The organism is bacterium, assembly GCA_026416715.1.
Taxonomy (GTDB): Bacteria; UBP4; UBA4092; order JAOAEQ01; family JAOAEQ01; genus JAOAEQ01.
In genome coordinates, this window is sequence record JAOAEQ010000001.1 from 161,047 (window position 1) to 181,684 (window position 20,638).

The 20,638-nt window shown below is 40.7% G+C and carries 19 protein-coding genes; 2 read left to right on the plus strand and 17 right to left on the minus strand.

Annotation, left to right across the window (positions count from 1 at the left end; all coding sequences use genetic code 11):
- Window positions 1-99 precede the first annotated feature (99 nt).
- The 7 genes from N3A72_00650 to N3A72_00680 all read right to left on the minus strand — a co-directional run bounded on the left by N3A72_00650 (window position 100) and on the right by N3A72_00680 (window position 7,526).
- Window positions 100-837, minus strand: coding sequence for a hypothetical protein (locus N3A72_00650; protein MCX7918119.1), 738 nt, complete (start codon window positions 835-837; stop codon window positions 100-102).
- Window positions 834-2,186, minus strand: coding sequence for an FAD-dependent oxidoreductase (locus N3A72_00655; GenBank protein ID MCX7918120.1), 1,353 nt, complete (start codon window positions 2,184-2,186; stop codon window positions 834-836). Before N3A72_00655 ends, N3A72_00650 begins: the two co-directional genes overlap by 4 nt.
- The gene (locus tag N3A72_00660) at window positions 2,179-2,625 is read right to left on the minus strand and encodes a 4Fe-4S dicluster domain-containing protein (protein ID MCX7918121.1); all 447 of its coding nucleotides are present in this window, start codon (window positions 2,623-2,625) and stop codon (window positions 2,179-2,181) included. The genes N3A72_00655 and N3A72_00660 overlap by 8 nt, the downstream gene beginning before the upstream one ends.
- 6 nt (window positions 2,626-2,631) lie before the next feature.
- Window positions 2,632-4,182 carry a glutamate synthase-related protein gene (locus tag N3A72_00665; GenBank protein ID MCX7918122.1) on the minus strand — a complete coding sequence of 517 codons (1,551 nt, stop codon included), beginning with the start codon at window positions 4,180-4,182 and terminating at the stop codon, window positions 2,632-2,634.
- 140 nt (window positions 4,183-4,322) lie between these two features.
- A complete protein-coding gene (locus tag N3A72_00670) occupies window positions 4,323-5,456 on the minus strand; it encodes a glutamine amidotransferase family protein (GenBank protein MCX7918123.1) in 1,134 nt (377 codons plus the stop codon).
- Window positions 5,457-5,542: 86 nt separating this feature from the next.
- Window positions 5,543-6,880: a glutamine synthetase family protein gene (locus N3A72_00675; GenBank protein ID MCX7918124.1), complete on the minus strand. Its 1,338-nt coding sequence runs from the start codon at window positions 6,878-6,880 to the stop codon at window positions 5,543-5,545.
- Between the two features lie 130 nt (window positions 6,881-7,010).
- A complete protein-coding gene (locus tag N3A72_00680; GenBank protein ID MCX7918125.1) occupies window positions 7,011-7,526 on the minus strand; it encodes a sigma-70 family RNA polymerase sigma factor in 516 nt (171 codons plus the stop codon).
- Window positions 7,527-7,670: 144 nt separating this feature from the next.
- Between N3A72_00680 and mutM the strand changes: the two genes are divergently transcribed.
- The gene (gene mutM, locus N3A72_00685) at window positions 7,671-8,534 is read left to right on the plus strand and encodes a bifunctional DNA-formamidopyrimidine glycosylase/DNA-(apurinic or apyrimidinic site) lyase (protein ID MCX7918126.1); all 864 of its coding nucleotides are present in this window, start codon (window positions 7,671-7,673) and stop codon (window positions 8,532-8,534) included.
- 84 nt (window positions 8,535-8,618) lie between these two features.
- Here mutM and N3A72_00690 read toward each other — a convergent pair whose 3' ends face one another.
- Both N3A72_00690 and N3A72_00695 read right to left on the minus strand, forming a co-directional pair.
- Entirely contained in the window at window positions 8,619-9,104 is a 486-nt protein-coding gene (locus tag N3A72_00690) for a metallophosphoesterase (GenBank protein ID MCX7918127.1), read from the minus strand.
- 277 nt (window positions 9,105-9,381) lie between these two features.
- On the minus strand, window positions 9,382-10,275 hold the full coding sequence (locus tag N3A72_00695) for a homocysteine S-methyltransferase family protein (protein ID MCX7918128.1): 894 nt from the start codon (window positions 10,273-10,275) through the stop codon (window positions 9,382-9,384).
- Between the two features lie 84 nt (window positions 10,276-10,359).
- Between N3A72_00695 and N3A72_00700 the strand changes: the two genes are divergently transcribed.
- Window positions 10,360-11,460, plus strand: coding sequence for a hypothetical protein (locus tag N3A72_00700; GenBank protein MCX7918129.1), 1,101 nt, complete (start codon window positions 10,360-10,362; stop codon window positions 11,458-11,460).
- Between the two features lie 104 nt (window positions 11,461-11,564).
- Here N3A72_00700 and N3A72_00705 read toward each other — a convergent pair whose 3' ends face one another.
- The 8 genes from N3A72_00705 to N3A72_00740 form a co-directional block, all read right to left on the minus strand.
- A complete protein-coding gene (locus tag N3A72_00705; protein ID MCX7918130.1) occupies window positions 11,565-12,962 on the minus strand; it encodes a DUF1598 domain-containing protein in 1,398 nt (465 codons plus the stop codon).
- A gap of 6 nt (window positions 12,963-12,968) precedes the next feature.
- Window positions 12,969-14,297 carry an SLBB domain-containing protein gene (locus tag N3A72_00710; GenBank protein MCX7918131.1) on the minus strand — a complete coding sequence of 443 codons (1,329 nt, stop codon included), beginning with the start codon at window positions 14,295-14,297 and terminating at the stop codon, window positions 12,969-12,971.
- 107 nt (window positions 14,298-14,404) lie between these two features.
- Window positions 14,405-15,628, minus strand: coding sequence for a DUF438 domain-containing protein (locus N3A72_00715; protein ID MCX7918132.1), 1,224 nt, complete (start codon window positions 15,626-15,628; stop codon window positions 14,405-14,407).
- 117 nt (window positions 15,629-15,745) lie between these two features.
- Window positions 15,746-16,207 (minus strand): cytochrome c nitrite reductase small subunit, encoded by a 462-nt coding sequence (nrfH, locus tag N3A72_00720; GenBank protein MCX7918133.1) that lies wholly within the window; start codon window positions 16,205-16,207, stop codon window positions 15,746-15,748.
- The gene (locus N3A72_00725) at window positions 16,207-17,094 is read right to left on the minus strand and encodes an ammonia-forming cytochrome c nitrite reductase subunit c552 (GenBank protein MCX7918134.1); all 888 of its coding nucleotides are present in this window, start codon (window positions 17,092-17,094) and stop codon (window positions 16,207-16,209) included. The genes nrfH and N3A72_00725 overlap by 1 nt, the downstream gene beginning before the upstream one ends.
- On the minus strand, window positions 17,046-17,507 hold the full coding sequence (locus N3A72_00730; GenBank protein MCX7918135.1) for an ammonia-forming cytochrome c nitrite reductase subunit c552: 462 nt from the start codon (window positions 17,505-17,507) through the stop codon (window positions 17,046-17,048). The genes N3A72_00725 and N3A72_00730 overlap by 49 nt, the downstream gene beginning before the upstream one ends.
- Window positions 17,508-17,938: 431 nt before the next feature.
- The gene (wrbA, locus tag N3A72_00735; protein ID MCX7918136.1) at window positions 17,939-18,550 is read right to left on the minus strand and encodes an NAD(P)H:quinone oxidoreductase; all 612 of its coding nucleotides are present in this window, start codon (window positions 18,548-18,550) and stop codon (window positions 17,939-17,941) included.
- Between the two features lie 265 nt (window positions 18,551-18,815).
- Entirely contained in the window at window positions 18,816-20,588 is a 1,773-nt protein-coding gene (locus N3A72_00740) for an AIPR family protein (GenBank protein ID MCX7918137.1), read from the minus strand.
- Window positions 20,589-20,638: the final 50 nt, after the last annotated feature.

Here is a 20,638-nt window from a genome sequence, read left to right on the forward strand (position 1 = left end):
AGACATAAGATTGAATTGGACTTACTCCCTGTACATGGCGAATCTGAGCTTATTGATGCTGCTCGATAAACCGGAAAAATTAACCTCAACTAAGTTTCGTTAGTAAGCGTAGAGGTTTCCATAAGGACGATGAGAGTAAGGAATTAGCTTAACAAAATCATTTTTTCGAAATAGTTTTTTATTTACTGAAAAATACGTACAAAACTGATTGAGGTATTCGTTTAGGATATGAAAGTCTTCTTGAGTTACTCTGGTTTTTTTAACCTCTTTTCCTAATTGATGTTCTGCAACATTACCGTGAATATATATTGTTCCCCCGTGCATTCCTGTCCCGCAATAATTTCCGACAATAGTTTCATCCGGTTGCTTATCCATGCCAAGCACAATAATTCTTCCTCCAGCCATATATTCTCCTAAAAAATCTCCGGCAGTGCCACCGATAATAATAGCGGGATGTGAATTATAATATGATTTCATATGAATCCCTACCCGATACCCAGCGTTTCCTTTTATATAAATCTCGCCACCCCGCATTGAATACCCGACAATATCTCCGGCATTGCCATATACAATAATTTTCCCTTGATTCATTGTATTGCCGATACCATCCTGTGCATTTGAATTAACGATAAGCGTAGGGCTGTTCATAAACACCGCTAAATCATTCCCAGGCGTGCCATTAATAACCATTTCTATTTCCGGGTCGGTCAATCCGGCGCCGATATACCGCTGGCCGTTAACATTATCAAGGGTAATTTTTTTTACACCACGTGCAATAGCAGAATGAATTAACGCATTGAGCTCTCGATAATGGAGCCCTTGGGCATCTATTCTCATACTTCTAATCCTTCCCCGGTGACTAAATGTTTGCGATATTCTTTCGGTAGAGAAACTAAGCCGAAATCTTCTCTTCCTAAATATTCCCGAAACTCAGTTACGTCAGCTCTATCCTTGATAAGACCAGTATATATTCCCGCACGTTCGATTTCACCTAAAAAAATTATGCCAACTATTCTATTATCTTTCAAAACGACTTTTTTATATATTCCTCTTTCAGGAAACTCGTATTCTTTCACCTGATAAGTTTTATCTTTCGGCATAGTTATCCCAACCGATATGCTCGGAATCCCGCATAACTCAACGGAATTCATTGGGATACTTCCCGGATATTCCTTAACTATCCCAGCCATATTAGCTCCAGCAACCCGTCCCTGTCTGGCAGCATTAAACCAAATTGCTATTGGATGATACACATGGTTCAGTAAATCTATCGACTCGCAGCAATCACCCGCAGCATAAACATTTTCTACCGAGGTTCGCATAAACGTATCAACTATTATCCCGCGATTAAGTTTAATCGGTGTTCTACGAACTAATTCGATATTCGGACTTACCCCAATCGCTAAAATTACCAAGCCCGTTTGAATGGTTCTACCGTTATTTAACACGACAGATTTGACTCGGGTATGCTCGCCTTTTATTTCCCTAACTGAATTTTTCGTGATTACAGCACAACCTTTGTTTTCTAAAGCGCGTTTGATTATCTGGGATGCTTTTTTATCAAACGTCGTCGATAGTATTCTATCCGCAAGTTCAATAATCGTTACCTTTATCGCACGTCCCATTAGCCCTTCGGTCGCTTTCAATCCAATCAGACCACCGCCAACCACCACGGCTTCTGTAATCTGATAGGTATCAATATATCTTGTCATTTGTTCAACATCTTGTAACTTGGTGAAGGGAAATACTCCTTGTAATTTGGTTCCTTCAATTTTCGGGATTACAGGTTTTGCTCCGGTAGCAATTAATAATTTATCATAGTTAATTTTCGTCTTATCAGATAAGATAACCTGAGAATTTTTACTATCCACTTGGACAACAGAACTATTGAGTATAAGTTTAACCTGATGAGATTTATAGAAAGTTTCTGGTAGGTAGGGTAATTGGTCAAATGTTATTTTTTTAGCTAATACATAAGATAACAGCGGACGTGAGTAATTCTGGTATGGTTCATCAGAAATAAGGGTAATTGGGTTATCCCTATCCGTTTCTCGAATTGCGGCAATAGCGCTTGTTGCCGCTGGACCATTTCCAATAATAACGTAGTGCGTTCTTCCGTGAGCAATACGACGAGCTGAAAAAAAGGATTTAGAATTATTGTGTATCCGAGTTTTACGCTTATTCATTTTTTTCCTCAAACACCAATGCCTGATTCGGACATTTCATCACACATATCGGTATTTTTTCGCCTTGGCATAAATCACATTTCGAGCCGACTTTATTTACCGTTTGATTTCTCAAAATAACACCAAACGGACAAACCATAATACACATCCAACATCCAACACATTTATCTTCGTTACATAACACCGCTCCAGTTTGTTTTTCACGATACATCGCTCCGGTTATACATGCATCTATACACGGTGCATCTTCGCAATGGCGACATTGTAACGCAAAGGAAAGATATCCTTTTTCCTCAATGATAATTCGCGATATCGGTTTCGGTTCTTCCCCTCTATAGATTTTAAAAATATTTTTTGATTTTGAGTGCTGAACGAGACAATGTATTTCACAGAGACGACAGCCCATACAATACTCTTCGTGAATATATATCTTTTTCATAATAACTTACCAAGCTTCCCCAGCAGATTTTATTCCGAGCAATTTTAATTCCGTTTCAGAAAGACCGACTCCGCGGAGTTGTTCGCGATTTCCGCGTAAACTTTCGATAGCATTGATTCCCATGCCACCGAGCATTTCTTTAATTTCCAAACTCCATGCTCGCAATAGATTGGTTAACCGCCGAGCGCCAAGTTCAGGATTCAACCGTTTCGTTAAATAGGGATCTTGCGTGGCAATACCCCAATTACATTTACCCGTATAACATTTCTGACATACATGGCATCCTAAAGCAATCAACGCCGCAGTACCGATATAAACTGCATCGGCACCTAACGCTATCGCTTTAATTACATCGGCGCTATTTCTAAATCCACCAGCGGCAATAAGTGACGCTTGGTCTCTAATCCCCTCCTGACGTAATCGTTCATCGACAACCGCTATTGCTAATTCTATAGGAATTCCAACATTGTCTCGAATCACGGTCGGCGCAGCTCCAGTTCCACCACGCAGTCCGTCAATCGAAACAAAATCTGCACCGGCACGGACGATCCCGGAAGCTATCGGCGCAACATTATGTACCGCAGCGATTTTTACCCCTACCGGTTTGCGATACCTGGTTGCTTCTTTCAGCGCAAAAATCAGTTGTTTTAAATCTTCAATTGAGTAAATATCATGATGTGGTGCCGGAGACAATGCATCGGTTCCTAGCGGAATCATTCGGGTCGCTGATATTTCTTCAGTAACCTTTTCCCAAGGTAAATGCCCACCGATTCCAGGTTTAGCTCCTTGTCCAACCTTAATTTCTATTGCCGCCCCGATTTCTAAATATTCTTTATGTACCCCAAACCGTCCTGAAGCAACCTGAACAATGGTATGGTGTCCAAATTGGTATAAATCTTTATGTAAACCACCTTCCCCGGTATTATAATATGTTCCTGCTTCTTGCGCCGCACGAGCTAACGCTTTACAGGCATTTAAACTGATTGAACCATACGACATTGCGGTGAATAGAATCGGGGTTTCAAGTTTTAATTGCGGGGCAGACCACCTCTTCCCGGCAGTACCGATATCTGGTTTTATAGAATTCCGTAACAGCATGGCATTGTTTTCTACAAATCGCGAAATATCTTTGTTGCCAATATAGGTTCGAAGTTCCATTGGTTCTCGAAGCGGGTCAATAGAAGGATTGGTAACCTGCGATGCATTGAGTACAATATGGTCGAAATATATGGGGTATGATTTATCGCAGCCCATTCCTGTTAGTAACGCGCCGCCAGTTTCTGCCTGTTTGGTTATATTATTGACTATTTGTAATGACCAGTTTGCGTTTGGTTTTAATTCCGAGGGATTGCGTTTAACCGTTATCGTTGCTGTCGGACATAATGTTTCACAAAAATGACATCCGACGCATTTCGTTGAATCAGTGATAACTCTATCCAGTTCCGCATCGTACGTATGCACATCGTTTGCACAAGTCCGACAACAAACTTGACAGGTTATACAGTTTTCTTCATTACGTTCGGTTATGAATTCGTGAACGAAAATTGATTTAGCCATTTTATACTCTTGTTATCCACCCGGTTTCAGCTGTGGTGCTTATGGTTTAACCCTAAAGCAATACTGACCCTGACCCAGCCTTTCCAGGGTTCATGGTAATCTTGTAAAAACGAAAATAACGTTGGGTAGAACCTTAAACCTTATCCATGTGCGCCTTTTAACCTGCCGATCACCGGTTGTCCGGCTTTCGGTGACCAAATTTTATCCGGTGAATGACAAACCGATTTAATCGCTGCTTCTTCAGAAGATATATAAATAAAATCACCTTTATTCGCGGCAACGAGCGGTCTTAATTTAATTCGGTCATTTAATCCGACCATTGCCGTATTATTTGCCACGATTACCGAAAAAGGACCGTTAACTAAAGCGCTACTATAGAAAATACGTAAATCTTGATAAAATTCTTTTTTTCTTTCCGGCATTCGCTCAATCTCATCCCATAGTGGAGCGGCAAGAATTGATGCTATCTGCTCGAACTCGAAATGATGTTTCCGATATAATAAATCAAATAAATATGCAATCACTTCTGTATCGGTAGCTAAGGTACAGTGGTAACCGAAATTATACAGAAATCGTTTATTGATTCCATACGACGATATTTCACCGTTGTGGACGACTGACCAATCAAGGATACCAAACGGATGCGCGCCACCCCACCAGCCAGCAGTATTTGTTGGGAATCGGCCGTGCGCAGTCCAAGTATATCCAGCGTATTCTTCTAACCGATAAAACCGTCCGATATCTTCCGGATATCCTACGCCTTTAAAAATTCCCATATTTTTTCCACAGGATACGACAAACGCACCATCGATATGCCGGTTGATATGCATCATTGTTTCAACAACATAATCTTGCTCTTCAGCTGTAGCATCGGTATATTCATTGGGCGACGATTTCCCGGATTGTCTCTTATTTTCACTCTCGGTAAACCGGGGTTTTAGAAAGTAACGCCAGAGGATATGGACGGGCTTTATTTCTTTAATATTTCGGGTTGGGATTGGTTCATCCTTTTTAATAACATACTTCGCTTTAATATACTGTTCTGTTTCCTGCTTTGCCCTATCAGTATCATAAAGAAGATGAAAACAATAGTATTCCGCTAATTCCGGATAAATCCCATATCCAGCAAATCCGCCTCCAAGTCCATTCGACCGTTCATGTAAGGTTGCAATTGCGGAAATAATGGTTTCACCAGAAAATCGTTTTCCCGTTTGATTCATTATTCCCACTACACCGCAACCACTAATATCTTTTTCGATAAATCTATCGTTCATTATGTTTTATAGAACAAATAGTTTCTTGAGTTTCGGGATATTACCGAATTTTACTTGACTATGGAGAACCTATCACCTAACGATAGTTAGAGAATAGGTAGATATTTTTCAAGTTCATATTCAGTAATTTGGATGCGATATTCTTCCCATTCTTTCTTTTTCAGTTCAATCAGCCGGTTGAATACATGGGTGCCCAGCGCCCGCTGAACCAGCTCACTGTTTTCCGCTAACGCAATCGCTTCTCCGAGACTGCTCGGTAACGATTCTATCCCCGCTTGTTTCCGCTCATCTTCATTTAGATGATAAAGGTTTTCTTCCATAGCTTCCGGAAGTTTATATCCTTTTTCAATTCCATCAAGTCCGGCATGTAACATTACCGCAAACGTTAAATACGGATTACACGCCGGGTCTGGCGGACGGAATTCAATTCGGGTAGATATTGCTTTTTTCGTATGATATTCCGGAACTCGAATTATCGCCGAACGATTCTTTTGCGACCAAGCGATATAAACTGGCGCTTCATATCCTGGCAGCAATCGTTTATATGAATTTATCCATTGGGCAAATACCAGACACATCTCTTTCGCATGTTTGAGCTGACCAGCGATAAATCTTTTCGCAGTCTCACTTAAATAATATTTGTCTCTGTTATCATAAAAGATATTCTTATTCCCTTTAAAGAGGGATTGATGCGTATGCATACCGGAACCATTCCGATTAAACAAGGGTTTGGGCATAAAGGTTGCATACACGCCAAACCGTTGTGCTATTTCTTTAACCACTATTCGGTAGGTAATCACATTATCCGCCATTGGTAATGCATCTGCATAATGGATGTCAATCTCATGTTGGCTAGGACCAACTTCGTGGTGGCTATATTTAACTGGGATACCCATTGCTTCAAGTGCAAAAATCGTTTCACGGCGAAGGTCGCTCGCTGCATCGAGCGTGGTTAAATCGAAATAACTTCCTTTATCCAGAACTTCAGTTGCATCGGCGGAATTGAAATAGAAATATTCGAGTTCTGGACCGAGATAATAATGGTCAATCCCCATCTTTTTCGCTCGTTCCAGCGCGCGTTTTAAAACATAGCGCGGGTCGCCGGTATATGGTTTACCACTTGGTTCCAAAATATCGCAAATCATTCGAGCGACAGCATTCTCTCGCGGTCGCCATGGTAGCACCCGGAATGTAGTCGGGTCAGGCTTAGCAATCATATCACTCTGTTCTATTTCCTGGTATCCGGTAATCGATGAACCGTCAAACCCAATACCGTGATTTAACGCTTCTTCAAGTTCGGCGTTAGTAATCGAAAAACTTTTCAATTGACCTAAAATATCCGTGAACCATAGACGGATAAACTTAACTCCTTTATCCTTAACAGTCTTTAAAACCATTTCATTACTAAAATTTGGTCTTGCCATAGGGTATTATCTCCTCATTGATCCATTATTCTATAGAATCATAGAACTTTTAAACTACAATGCAAACTCTAAAATAAAATGGAAAGAGGAGGCTATGGATACTTATTGTAAATATATAAGTAAAAAAACATCACTTTTGGTAACCCCCTTTCTTAAATTTTTTACTAATATTTTTTTTAATTTTTAATACCCGAACATGGGAAATAGCTAATTTCTGGCTGATTTCTCGCAAAGTATATCCTTCAGCAAGGAGTTCAACAACTTCTTTTTCTCTTCTCGTAAATTCTTTTTCTTTCAATTTACGGATGAACAGTACATCATCGACTCGTTGTTCAACCAGCGCTTTCCGGTCAGGAATCAGCTCTTCAAGCAGCATCTCTTCTTCTCCGATTGGATCGTGGAGGCTAGCGATAGTTGCGGTAGGTTTAAACCGACGAAGATAATTCTTGAGATGAAAATAGCAACTACCGATAATATATGCATCGGTTTTATCTTCTAATTCGCCTTTTCTCCATCGTTCCCAGAGATGATAGACCATTTCCTGATAGAGGTCTTCTTTATCAATCGCTGAAGATGGAACAGCTGATTTTATAGCTAAATGTTTGATGCGGCGAGAATATTTTTTTAGTAGAGATTCAAATTCCATTATTTTATTATTGCATACACATATCTGATACGAAAAGAATGGTTCCAAAATTGGTTTGAAATATGCTAATATTGTTTTCAAACTATCACCGAAATAACTATAAATTGCTCAATAAGGAACATTTCTTTATTTTAATTTTTCTCTATGCCGGAACTCCCTGAAGTTGAAACCGTCCGCCGTTATCTTCTACCAGAAGTTAAGGGGAGAAAGATAACCGCAGTGAAATTAACCCTACCTAAACAGTTGGTTACTCCGAAACCCGTTAAATTTATCAAGCTCCTAACCGGCACGAAAATCAACGATATTCATCGTCGGGGAAAATATCTCTTATTCCATCTGGATAATGAATATGATTTAATGTTTCATCTCGGGATGAGTGGTAGGATCGCGATGGTCAAACCCAACGCGCCAACTGAGAAACATACACATTTAAGACTCAAGTTGCTTGAAGTTAGCGGTCAGAAGGTAGAAAAAGAATTGCGGTTTATTGACCCGCGACAATTCGGGAAAATCGCTCTCATACCGCATGGAGATTATTCTGCGGTTCCTGGATTAGCAAATCTTGGCATCGAACCTTTCGCTCGGAAATTCACGCTAGCGAAATTACGAGCATTATTATCTGGTAGAAGAAAAATGAAACCGTTACTTCTCGACCAGACCAAAATTGCTGGAATAGGCAATATTTATGCGGATGAATCGCTATTTGCGGCGCGTATTCATCCGGAAGAATTGAGCTGTAATCTCACCGAACTTCAACTCCGGAAACTTCATCAAGCCATTCCGACAATTCTGAAAAAATCTATTCGTTTCCAAGGGACAACTCTGTTCGATGAAGGATATACCAACCCCCGAGGCGAATCTGGTCGATTTATCCGGTTTCTAAAAGTTTATGGTCATGAGAACGACCCTTGTCCAAGATGTGGTATTCCGATTAAACGGATAGTTATTTCTGGTCGAAGTTCGTTTTTCTGCCCTTATTGCCAACCGAAAAATCATGCCAAACAATAAAGAATAATTTCAATGTAACTTCAGTGAATTCAGCCGCCTGCGCTCCAAAGCTTCAGCGTCGGTGCGTGGTTTCAGTGGTAAAAATTATGTAAGTTCAATAATTTTAATGGCTAGAGTATCGGTATCAAGGAGCACCGCAGTTTTACGGCGGGTTAGCCAACCGCAGAGTTCTCCGGGATTGATAATCAGACAAGGTTGAGTGCGGATATCAAGTTTATGAGTATGACCAAAGATAACGACCTCGAATTGGTTTGATGTAGCGAGTGAGTTAACATTATCCTGATAATGCTCCATTGCAAATTTTCGAGTGCCTAACTCGAATATAAATGGTGCCTCTTTAATTTCAGCGAATCCTTCCGCAGATTGAGTTAGCATAATTTTATCGCCATCGTTATTCCCGAAAACCGCTTTCATCGGGATCCCAAACTGTTTTATCGCTCGGACTGCAAACGGTGCGCAGAAATCGCCAGCGTGTAATAAAAAATCTGGTTTGATTTCTTTCAGCTTTTCGCCAAACGCAGTGATTGCGTTCAGATTATCGTGGGTATCGGAGATAATGACTATCTTCATACAATCAATTAACCACAGATTAACACAGATTAATACGGTTGTTAATTCACCGAAATCACTTGTTTTGGATATAATGTAACATAATCCACACATCGGGCATATTGGCAAGAAAAAATCGGGGGAAACTTTCAATCACCGGAACGGTTGCCAAATGCTCATTTTTTATAAGACAATACCACAAACACTTTTGCCCCAACCTCGTTTTTGAAAACTAACCATAGTGAACGCAGAAAAGAGTTATGTAGATTTCAACTGTTTCGTTCATATCCACAGTGGTTTATTTCTTAATCGCTTTAGCAATAGCTTTCAGATGTGTAGGAGTAGTTCCACAACAGCCGCCAATAATATTCGCTCCGGCGTTAACCAATTTCGGCGCTAACGATGCCATATATTCTGGCGATTCATCATAAACCGTTTTTCCATCAATCAGTTTCGGGAGCCCGGCGTTCGGTTCAGCAATCAGCGGTTTTGCGGTATATTTCCGCATTTCACAGATGATATCTGCCATCTGTTCGACTCTAACTCCGCCGCAGTTTGTCCCGATAATATCCGCGCCGGCAGCGGCAAGTTGTTCCGCCGCTTGTTGCGGAGATACCCCGAACATCGTTCTAAACCCTTGCGCGCCCGCAGGATTAAACGTCATCGTTGCAATCACCGGCATTTTCGTATTCTCTTTTACGGCTCGAACTGCGCAAACCGCTTCTTCAATTGCGCTCATCGTTTCGATAATAATCGCATCTACCCCGCCGGCAACTAATGCGACTGCTTGTTCTTTAAACGCTGTATATAGTTCTTCATAAGTCAGTTCACCTAACGGCTGAAGAAATTCGCCGGTCGGACCGATATCTCCAAGCACATACCGATGCGGATATGTATCTGCAACCGCGCGGGCGATTTGCGCACCTGCCTGATTAAGTTTCATCACCAGATTTTCTTGATTAAATTTCTTTAGTTTAAACCGGGTTCCGCCGAAGGTATTGGTTATTACCATATCACAACCAACTTCAAAATATTCTTTATGAATTTCAGCGACATCTTCCGGTCGGTCAATATTCCATAATTCCGCACAATGACCTGGTTGTAGTCCTGCCTGAAGTAGCATAGTTCCCATTGCGCCATCACAAATCAGGATTTCACCTTGTTGAATTCGGGTTAACATATCCGTTGGCATATAAAAACATTACCTTTTTTACGATAGATTTGGATAAATATTATTTATTACAATATATCATAGGTTATAATAGAAATACAAATTATGAATATATCGGGTAAAAAAATATTATTTTTGTTTCCATTGATTCTTAGTATAGTTTTTAACGCCTCGTTATCGAGCGCAAAGTTTCTGTGGAGTAAACCTGAAATTGTTGACTATGTCGGGTCGGTTGGTAGTTTCACGTCACTTGCACTCGATACATTCGATATTCCGCACATCAGCTACTATGATGCTAGTCATAGTGATTTAAAGTATGCAACGAAAACTGATAGCCATTGGAAAACATATACTATTGATTCACTTGGGTATATCGGAAACTACACCTCTTTAGCAATAGCACCGAACGGTACTCTCTGGGTCGCATATCAAGATATAGCGCATCGGTCACTACGAATAGCGCATAAAGAACCCCATAGTTCAATCTGGATTCTTGATACCGTTGACCGATATAATCAAGCTGGGTTTCTCGGGATTTCTTTAGGAATAGGGAATTCGGTTAACGCTAATCTCCCGCAAATCGGATACTACGCGAAACAAGCAGGAATGTTACGCTATGCCAGTTTCGTGAATGGGAAATGGAAAGTAGACATTGTTGACCAGAACGCTGATGTCGGGATGACACCGTCTTTAGCGATAAATAAATCCGGTAATCCCTACATTGCGTATTTCGATGTTAGCAATTCCTGTTTGAAATATGCATTCTGGAACGGAATAAAATGGATAACGCAAGTGGTAGATTGGAATCGGTCTGCTGGATTATATCCATCAATGGCTATAGATAAACAGGGGTATCCGCATATTGCTTATGAAGATAACTATCACTACGATTTGAAATATGCACATTGGAATGGCAGAAAATGGATTATCGAAACTGTAGATTGGCTCGGGGTGGTTGGGAAATTCGCATCGTTATCACTTGATTCTTCGGATAACCCGCGAATAGCATATTTTGATTATCACAACGGGCACTTAAAGTTTGCTTATCGGAATGGTAAAGAGAAATGGATTATTCAAACTATTGATTCGCGTCTTGGCGTAGGCGGGTATAGTTCATTAGCGTTAGATAGCCACGGAAATCCGCATATCAGTTACTATGACTATATCAACAGGGATTTAAGATATATACAAGGCACTATAAGGTAAATCTAAATGGCAACACCCAAATGTCAAATTAAATCTGATACTTTTCAAATCATAAAATATTAATCGGTTAAAGATTACATATTTTATTGAGATTTTGGATTATGCTATAAAGCGACAGTCCATTTCAACTCGTCTAATGCTGGGCGGGATTTCAGAATTGTTTCTTTCATTTTATTTAAATCCGCAGCCGCTTTTTTCCTAGCGGTAGTATCGCTGGTAACCGTCGCTTTCGGGTAAGTAATCTTCTGTTTAGATGAAGGCGGTTTCTGCGGTAGCAGTTTTGGGTTCGGCCAAGTGGTATCATCAATTTGTATATCTATTTCAACTCCGCCATACGATACAAGCCAGACGAATACTTGCTCATTGCTATTCGAGATAACAATTTTCTTAATTTCGGTTATTCCTGGTAACGTCTCCGGGACACGAGCTGGTCGGACGGTATATTTATCGAACAGAAAACCTTGATTTAATCCTGCAGTAGCAAATGCGTCAATATGTTTCATTCCTTTCGCAATCGCTACGAACCGAAACAACGATTTCAATTCTGCATACATCGGCTGAACCGCAGCAATTTCATCATATCGGTTCGTGAACTCTTGCACGAACTGTTGTGCGAGTGGCGATTCTTTTCCCGAACCGATAAGTTTCCCTTGCGTTGAAAAAAACTGTTGTTCAGTCAATAGTTGCACTTCACATTCGGCTAATCGCACAATTTCATCCCCTGGTTCGAACCTAACTTTTCCCGGGGTAAACCAGAAACGATTATACATCGTTAACTGCGGATTTCTACCGGCAGCTACATCTTGTTTTAATTTTTCAATAGCAATCGCGAATAAACTTTTGAAATCTTTCAGTTCAGTTATTGCGGTTCCGTTAGAAATCCGTTTGGTGAAATAATCTGCTGCCACCATAATCTGGGCGAAATGGGTGTTACGCGGAACTGACATAACTCGCACAGCTTGCGGCTCAGCGCCTATTTTCGGAAAGTCTTTCAGAATCTCTTCTGCATGCGCGATTGACGTTGTCTGACTGAACTGCTGACTAAACTGTCGGAATGTTAACAATGTTTCTTCCTTCGGGTCAATCGAACATCCCGGAGGTTCTGTATTTTTCCAAACGCTGCGGAATGCGATTACCAAATCATCTAGCTGCAATGCTGGAGCGGAACCCGTTGTTGTCCCGAATAAAATCACATCCTGATTTTTCTTATCGAGAATGAATCCGTCAATCCGCTTAAGTCCACCAAGTTGCATTAGCTCTGGTGATACCGAACCCGCTTGTAATTGTTGCTGAAGTACTTTTAGCGAAAGAGCAGTAATAGGTGAATTGGTTTCTTGTGCGATTGTATGAAAAGCGAATAATAAGCAGAAAATAGATATCAAATGTAATGAAAGACAGTGAGAACTTAAGAACTGAAAACGTGATGTATCAAAAAATTTCAGGTTCTTTCGTCCTAACGTTTCTCGGTTTTTACATTGGGGTTGACTTTGAAATGGTGCCATTTGGAATTATGGTGATTCTATCCGGATATATTGCTCGGTTATTTCTTTAACGATTCCAGCGATACTGGAATGGATACGTGCACCACGCGCTCCTTCGGGAATATCAGCAATACACTGCCCTTTACTCACTCGTTGCCCGCGTTGAACAATTGGCGCGCTGGGGGCACCAAGATGCTGACGTAACCGTATCGTAACCGATTTCGGTTGATATTCTGTTTCAATGAACGGAGCGGAAGATTGATATCGCGTTAACCCGAGTCGCAGGATAAGCCGTTTCAGCGGTGTTTGCCGTCCATTCCGAGTCCAACGCGGCTGTAAATCAGTGCGGTTATGCGGATTCGGAATTTTCTTTTCAGCCATGAGCTTTTTCAGCATCGCATTGATTTCGCGCGGAACTAAATCCATCGGGCAGGCGTATAAATCGCAAACTCCACATTCACAGCATAACCACGCTTGCGTAATAATTTCCGCTTCAGTATTAATTCCATAACTTACCCCGCGCATAATCATATGCGGCTGCAAGTTATGGCCAAGCAGATATCTCGGGCATAAATCGGTACACATCAGGCAGGTTTCGCATGCCGCTTTAATCTGCTGGAGCATCGCTATCGGTCGTTGCAATTTCCGTTTAACAACCACATTATCCGCAGGAAGGATAACCAATCCTTTCGTCGTTTTCGTTACCGGTGTATCGAGGTCGAACACGACTTTCCCCATCATCGGGCCGCCTTCCAGAACGATATCTGCATCATTGTTCATTCCGCCAGCTAGTCGGATAACTTCTCGAATTGGAGAACCGATAGGAACTCGAACCGTAACCGGCTTTTTTACATTACCAACGACGCTCAAATAGGTTTCGGTTACCGGGATATCTTCCAGCGCATAACTGACATTTAATAACGTCTCAACATTAATGACTACGACACCAACCTGCAACGGAATACCACTTTCTGGAACAATGCGACCGGTAACTTCATAGACGAGGATATGTTCATCTCCCGCAGGATATATATCCGGAAGTTCGAACACCTCAACGTCTGATTTCTGGTTAATCGCAAGGCGTAAAGTCGCGCAAGATTCTTTCTGTTTCTTTTTAATCCCGAAGGTGACTTTTTTCGCACCGGTATATTCTCTGATTTTAACCACTGCATCTACCAGCCGGTCAGCATATCGGCAGACCAATTGCGGGTCAACGTTAAGCAGCGGTTCACATTCCGCCCCGTTAACGATTATCCAATCAACTTTGGTATCGAGTTTAATGTGCGTTGGAAATCCGGCGCCACCAGCGCCAACAACTCCCGCAAATTTAATTTTATTAATCAGACTATTAACCATTAAAAATCAATCGTTGCATGCGTAACAATTATCATTCCGTTCTCTGCGAGAGATATTCTTCTGGGTTCTCGCGAGGTCTACTGCGAAATCATTCGGACATAATACATTTACAACAATCTCTTTTCACCTTCGAGTTTTTTGATTTCAGTAATATCCTGACTGACCTCAAGACACCCGAGATATTCACCGGTTTCATTACGCACCGCAAAATATCGGATATATATCAGTTTCCCGCCAAGGTTAATCCAAAACACGGCAGAATCACGTTTCCCGGATTTGAATTCATCTAGAATCTGGTTAACCACATGAAGACTTTTCTGCGGATGGCAGTTTTTAACATTGCGACCAAGCACTGCGGTCGTTCGAACGAAAATCCTATCTTTTGCGTTACTAAAATATTTCACTTCGTCGTTCTTATCAACGAACGTTATATCTACCGGTAACGAATTCAAGATACATTCAAGTTCTTCCGGAGATAAACTTCCAGTAGTAAATTTGATTGAACCGGCAGCTGGTTGCGAGACCGCAGCAGGTTTACCGGTTTCTGGTATCGCAAACGATATCGGCGATTTCGCGAGTTCGGGAGTAAAACAGCAATACCCGATTTCATCAAACTGCGTTCGGATTTCTGGCCATTCTGGCATCGAGATAACTCGTAATGCCGTCGGAAAAAGAACGTTATTCTCCTTATAGAAATGGCTGGATAGCATATCCGCTAATGCACGCGCGTTTTCACCGAGCTTTTCAACAAATTCCGAATAGTTCACCTGCGGTTGATTATCTACGATTTGATAGAGCGCTTTTTCAATCTCGCGAATCTGGTCATGTTCCTGCCACATGATCGCTGGCGGCTGCGTTATTCCATGTTTTTCGAGATATGGGAATAAAACATTCTCTTCCCGGAGATAGTGTTTCGCTGAATCTTTAAAATGAGCAATTAAATGGGTAACCTGTTGCATCGGTTCGGATGCAGCAGAGAATTCATTAACCTGATTCAGCTGGTTTGCGGTCTCCCGCAGTTTATTCGTATAATCCAGCAGGAGTTTATGCTCTTCCATCAGGATATATATCGGATGCCCAGGCGGCGCAATCGGTTTCGCTTGTTCCAACGATTCCTTAAATACTGCCAGATGTACATCACATAACCGCATGATTTCTTCTTTCGACATCCCTTCTTTTATCAACTCTTCTTCAATTTGAGCAATATCCAGCACATCGGTTCCTTTCAGAATCTCTTGAAATTCAGATTTGACTTGTTGCGGGTCAGCGCCATCATGCAGTTTCCTGATCAACTGTTTAATCTTTTGCTTCTTGATTTCTGGTATACCCATAGCACCCTCCTCTTAAAAGATATATTTAACCGTACAGTTCGCAGAAACTACAAAAATTAACAATCTTATAAACCTTTTTACACTGCATGCACTGCGCACTCTGCGGTTTACAATATTTTACAATGAATGACCGGAATGCCCGACATCTCGATGGCAACGGGTGCATGATTTCAGCGAGACTGGGCTCTCTTGAAACATCGAATGCGCAATATTCTGATGGCAGCGGATACAATTCTGCTGGATATATCTCAGATTACGCTCGGTGATTGTTAACACCTGCACATTCTTGAACGTAAACGCATACGAATGCCGGAATCCATTATCAGCTTTGGCGATATATTTTCCAATCAAATGATGTGGAACATGACAATCGTTACAGGTTGCGCTCCGATGCGGGGAAACTATCCAGCTATCATAATTCTCGCGCATAATATGGCAGTTAACGCATATTTCCGGATCGTTGAATATATAGGAATACCCCCGAGCGTAAATGAACGTATATGCCCCAACTCCTGTCAGCACACCAATAGCAATTATTGATAATAGTAACCACAAATTAAAATTTCGGATTTGATTCATCATTTCGTCATTGCCTTATATGCCGCTAATTCACTCTGTCGCGCAAAATCAATCGCATCTCCAAGCACACGAACGGTTTCTTGCGGGCTATGAAACCCCATACTATTCTCTGCGCTAACGAAATCCCAGCGGATATATGCGCGCCGATGTAGCTGTTGCGCTTCTTTCAGCTTTTCGATAGGAACCCCTTGCTTTTTCGCCAGGATAATCGCATCTTGCGCCGCGATGATTGCTTTTTCTGCTCGGGTTAATAAGCTGAACGTTCGGTCTTGGATTTCAAGTACACGAGCGCGCAGTTCTGCTTCATTTATCGGATGACAACTCCGACAGGCATTATTGAGATTTACGAGTGGCGTTCGAACCCAATGGTCAGAAATTTTAATCGCTCCCTGCCGCAGATACGGCATATGACAATCCGCACAGGCTACCTCCGCTCGCGCATGGATTCCGCTAGACCAGATTTCAAACTCCGGATGTTGCATTTTCACTAATGGTGTGCCGGTTTCTTCATGTTCCCAATCTTTAAACTTAATTTCATCATAGTATGCTTCGATATTATCAATCAGCAACCCTTTATCCCATGGGAACGTCAGATATTTTCCATCGCCTTTAAAATAATATTCGACATGACATTGCGCACAGACATACGTTCGCATTTCCTGCCGAGTCGCTTTCGTAACATCAATTCCACGACGTGACATCGCTTCAACAAACGCTGGTCGAGTTATTTTCAGCGCCATTGTTTTTGCATCATGACAATCCGCACAACCGATTGAATTCGATATGGTATATTGTGACATTAACTCTTTAACCGGCGTGGCATAGAATTTTTCTGCTCCTATAGTTTGGAGTAACTGCGGGATATTACTGCTTTTACAGCCATACAACTACCCGGTTTTTTATCTCCGAGCCGTTTTGACGATAGCATATCAGCGAGCGCATTCGCATGACCGCGATCTTCAGTATACTGAACTGAAAACGGATACCCAGCAAATAACCGTTTCAGTTCCGGATATTTATCCAGCCGCGAGAACGCTTCCGACCCGCCGTACCGGCCGTAGGTACTATAATACACCAGTTCGGAGGTTTTCATTGTTTTCATCAGCCCTTCATATTCTCGTGGGAAATTTTTACCCCAAATAGCCGAATCCGGTTCGTTCTCTTGGATATCGACCAGTTTAAAATAGGTTAATTTCGCTTCCTGCTTCCGGTTGAAAATGTTGATTAACAACGCTACTACTAACATCGTTAAAATTACGGTTACCACGAAAACAAACACGAGATATCCTACTTTTCTCATAGTATCCTCCGAAATTAAATAAACGCAAATTTTGTTATCTGAAATATTCTTCTGGTATCTCAATCTCAATCGCAATCAAACTCAGGTCTATCCACTTTCTAGAACCGACTCGTCCCTTATCCGCAGATATAGGAAACAAGATTTATTATGAAAATCAGATTTTAGTCCAGAATCCGCTTTAGGTATAGTCAAAATTCGAAAGAGAGATAATGTTATATCCAAAAAATTGCGTATTGTTCTGATTACGGAGAGGAACAAGAACAAGAGCGGCTTTAACCCGCTCTTGTTCCTCTCCGTAGATTAAACAAATGGTAACGAAGACTATCAGCCTGTTAACCTAATATATTTCTGCTTAACAGACATTGATAACCTTGCTTAAAATTGCCCGGTTTACATCGCGGGTCAACAGAAGTGTGACTCCGCGTTAAACACTATTTCGCTAGTTTCGCAGCGATTGTTGCCACATGTTTCCCTTGGAACCGCGCGCCAGCAAGCTCGTTCTCACTCGGGAACCGTTCACCCTTTGTGCCGGCAATCGTTGATGCGCCGTACGGTGAGCAACCGGTAATTTCATCATTACGCATCTGCCCTTGAAAACTATACGGTAGACCAACAACTACCATTCCATGATGTAACAGCGTGATGATGAAACTTAAGATAGTTGCTTCCTGCCCGCCATGTTGTGTTGCGGCACTAACGAAAATACTGCCGACTTTCCCGATCAATGCGCCTTTCGCCCAGAGTTGACCGGTTGCATCGAGAAACTGCCGCATCTGCCCGCAGATATTCCCGAATCGCGTCGGAGTCCCGAAAATAATCGCATCCGCAGTCTCGAGTTCATCAACCGTACATATCGGAACATGCGCGAACGATTTCTGCGCATCTACCGCACCCATCATCTGCAGAACTGCCGGTGGTAAAGTTTCCGGTACCCGACGCAAGACTACTTCCGTTCCTGGGACTTCTTTCGCCCCTTCAGCAACCGCTTCCGCCATCCGATAGGTATGCCCATACATCGAATAGAAAACTATCAGGATTTTCATAAGCGATACCTCCAGAAAACTTGATTAAACGCTAATATAACAAATTTCAACTATAGCATTATAAAATTGGTCTTCCTGTCTCTTGAATTTTTTGTACAACAGACAAAAATTCAACTTGATAGAATAACTTCAATTAAATAAGCAAATTACCCAAATTTTAATCTTATTTGGAATACTTAGTCTATGATTTATATCACATCATTAATTACCCTGAACTTGGTATAAGTCAATTTATTACAGTTAAGGCAAGCCACAAATAATACGTTTACTTCAAATATTTTTGAACCCATCTCCAACGACTATATGCAAAATTCATGCTGCGTTCATAAGCCTTATTAGCACGCAAGAAACTATAATTTCCTTCTGCAACTTTATCCGCATAAAATTTATCCTCTACTACACTTGAAATAATCGGTCTACAACGAGTAGAAGCAAGGTTTGCTAAGTAATCAGTATATTGTGCTGACATACTCATATCCTTACCATAATTTTCAGCCAGAGAATTAATATCAGGACTATTTAATAATCCCTGACAGAGTAATGCCCACAAGAGATTTCTGGCGCGATAAATAAACCAATACTTATTTGGTCCTCTCTCTTCAATTTCTCTTAGCAACCTATGCAAACGGAATTGTATTTTATAACAAAGTACTATTAAACGAACATCTGAACGCAAACGACCTTGATTGAAAACCTGATTGTAAGCCCTGTCATCTTCAAATATTCTACGCATATTAGATAAAGCTGCAATATTTCCATCACTTACCAAGAATGTTTGAGCAAGTTTTACTAATTGAATAGCTCTAACTTCTTCTGTAATTCCTTCCTCTTCCATTTCTTCGGGACTAAGATTTTGAAATGCGGCTTCTTGCCGTTCGTAATAGATTCCTAATTCATCTCTAAATCTGTCTTGCAGTTCAAGTTGTATTAAATCGTTTGCATGTAGATTCCATGGTTCTATAGGATTTTGACGATTATTATTTATAGTTACTGATGTTACAAATTCTTGATCTGCTTGTGTTATTATTTTACACGGTACAAAAAGTTTATTTAAAATCTCTCTGTTCTCTTCCAAACGCTTATTATCTTTATTATTGTCAATAAACTCTCTAAAAGTGGTTATGGTTTGAGCTCCGTTAAGAAGTCGAGGAGCAGTTATATGACAATGTTCATCTTTATATTCTACTTTTTCAGCATAGAGAGTAATTCCATTATGATTAAAAGTAAAAACTTCAGGGCGTTCTATATTATCTAATACTATATGTTTTAGAGCTTTAGAAATTGCACGATTTACAGCCTTACTACTTCCAAGACCGTATCTAATATTTCTTTCAAAAAAGCGTTGTCCCATTTCTCTATACATATCCAATAAATCAACAAGTCGTACAAAACTGAAGTACATCTTTTCATCTTTTGGTCCAACACGAGAAAGTATATCTTTTAAAGGTGTCTTATAAGTATATGTTCTTGTTATGTCTTTAACTGTCCCCACTTTACCTGTTACAGATCTAAATTCTACTACCATATTAACCTGTCTTCCACTGAAAAATTGATCGATCAAGTATTTCTTATTTTCTAGATCTTCTCGAAGTTTATCCAAGACTTCACTCAGTTTTGCTTCTTGGGGATCTCCAGTAAACACAAATCGGAAACAAACTTGTTCAATAATTGCTCTATTATCAACCATACAACTTCTAAGCTGAAGAATTATCTGATTTTTCTCAACATCAACATTAGGTGATGAAAAAATACGTTCCATACCCTTATCGATCAATCTTTGAAGAGAATCTTTAAATAAATGATATGAATTAGAATATTTAAATTGAAATAGATATAAATTACGCTTATTCTTATCAAAATGAAATCCATCGATACCATAATCATTTCCACCAAAAGCTATTTGATTAATAGCTTCTTCTCTTTTCAAATCAAATTCATGTTCAAGGTATACTAAACCAAAATAATCATTTTTCACTCCACCATGAATATTTTTTAAGTCTGAGTACGCTTGATCAATTAATCGATCGAGATTCGCCATATAAATTATCCTCCTATTGATTTCTCTTAAATCCTTAATTTATCAGATTA

Bases quoted from the DNA above. Each gene is read 5' to 3' on its own strand.
- N3A72_00695 (MCX7918128.1), bottom strand. From the start codon at position 10,275: ATGCCAACGGATATGTTAACCCGAATTCAACAAGGTGAAATCCTGATT.
- N3A72_00710 (MCX7918131.1), bottom strand. From the start codon at position 14,297: ATGGTTAATAGTCTGATTAATAAAATTAAATTTGCGGGAGTTGTTGGC.
- N3A72_00670 (MCX7918123.1), bottom strand. From the start codon at position 5,456: ATGAACGATAGATTTATCGAAAAAGATATTAGTGGTTGCGGTGTAGTG.
- N3A72_00715 (MCX7918132.1), bottom strand. From the start codon at position 15,628: ATGGGTATACCAGAAATCAAGAAGCAAAAGATTAAACAGTTGATCAGG.
- wrbA (MCX7918136.1), bottom strand. From the start codon at position 18,550: ATGAAAATCCTGATAGTTTTCTATTCGATGTATGGGCATACCTATCGG.
- N3A72_00660 (MCX7918121.1), bottom strand. From the start codon at position 2,625: ATGAAAAAGATATATATTCACGAAGAGTATTGTATGGGCTGTCGTCTC.
- mutM (MCX7918126.1), top strand. From the start codon at position 7,671: ATGCCGGAACTCCCTGAAGTTGAAACCGTCCGCCGTTATCTTCTACCA.
- N3A72_00665 (MCX7918122.1), bottom strand. From the start codon at position 4,182: ATGGCTAAATCAATTTTCGTTCACGAATTCATAACCGAACGTAATGAA.
- N3A72_00650 (MCX7918119.1), bottom strand. From the start codon at position 837: ATGAGAATAGATGCCCAAGGGCTCCATTATCGAGAGCTCAATGCGTTA.
- N3A72_00655 (MCX7918120.1), bottom strand. From the start codon at position 2,186: ATGAATAAGCGTAAAACTCGGATACACAATAATTCTAAATCCTTTTTT.
- N3A72_00740 (MCX7918137.1), bottom strand. From the start codon at position 20,588: ATGGCGAATCTCGATCGATTAATTGATCAAGCGTACTCAGACTTAAAA.
- N3A72_00690 (MCX7918127.1), bottom strand. From the start codon at position 9,104: ATGAAGATAGTCATTATCTCCGATACCCACGATAATCTGAACGCAATC.
- N3A72_00680 (MCX7918125.1), bottom strand. From the start codon at position 7,526: ATGGAATTTGAATCTCTACTAAAAAAATATTCTCGCCGCATCAAACAT.
- N3A72_00675 (MCX7918124.1), bottom strand. From the start codon at position 6,880: ATGGCAAGACCAAATTTTAGTAATGAAATGGTTTTAAAGACTGTTAAG.
- N3A72_00700 (MCX7918129.1), top strand. From the start codon at position 10,360: ATGAATATATCGGGTAAAAAAATATTATTTTTGTTTCCATTGATTCTT.
- N3A72_00705 (MCX7918130.1), bottom strand. From the start codon at position 12,962: ATGGCACCATTTCAAAGTCAACCCCAATGTAAAAACCGAGAAACGTTA.
- N3A72_00730 (MCX7918135.1), bottom strand. From the start codon at position 17,507: ATGAGAAAAGTAGGATATCTCGTGTTTGTTTTCGTGGTAACCGTAATT.
- nrfH (MCX7918133.1), bottom strand. From the start codon at position 16,207: ATGAATCAAATCCGAAATTTTAATTTGTGGTTACTATTATCAATAATT.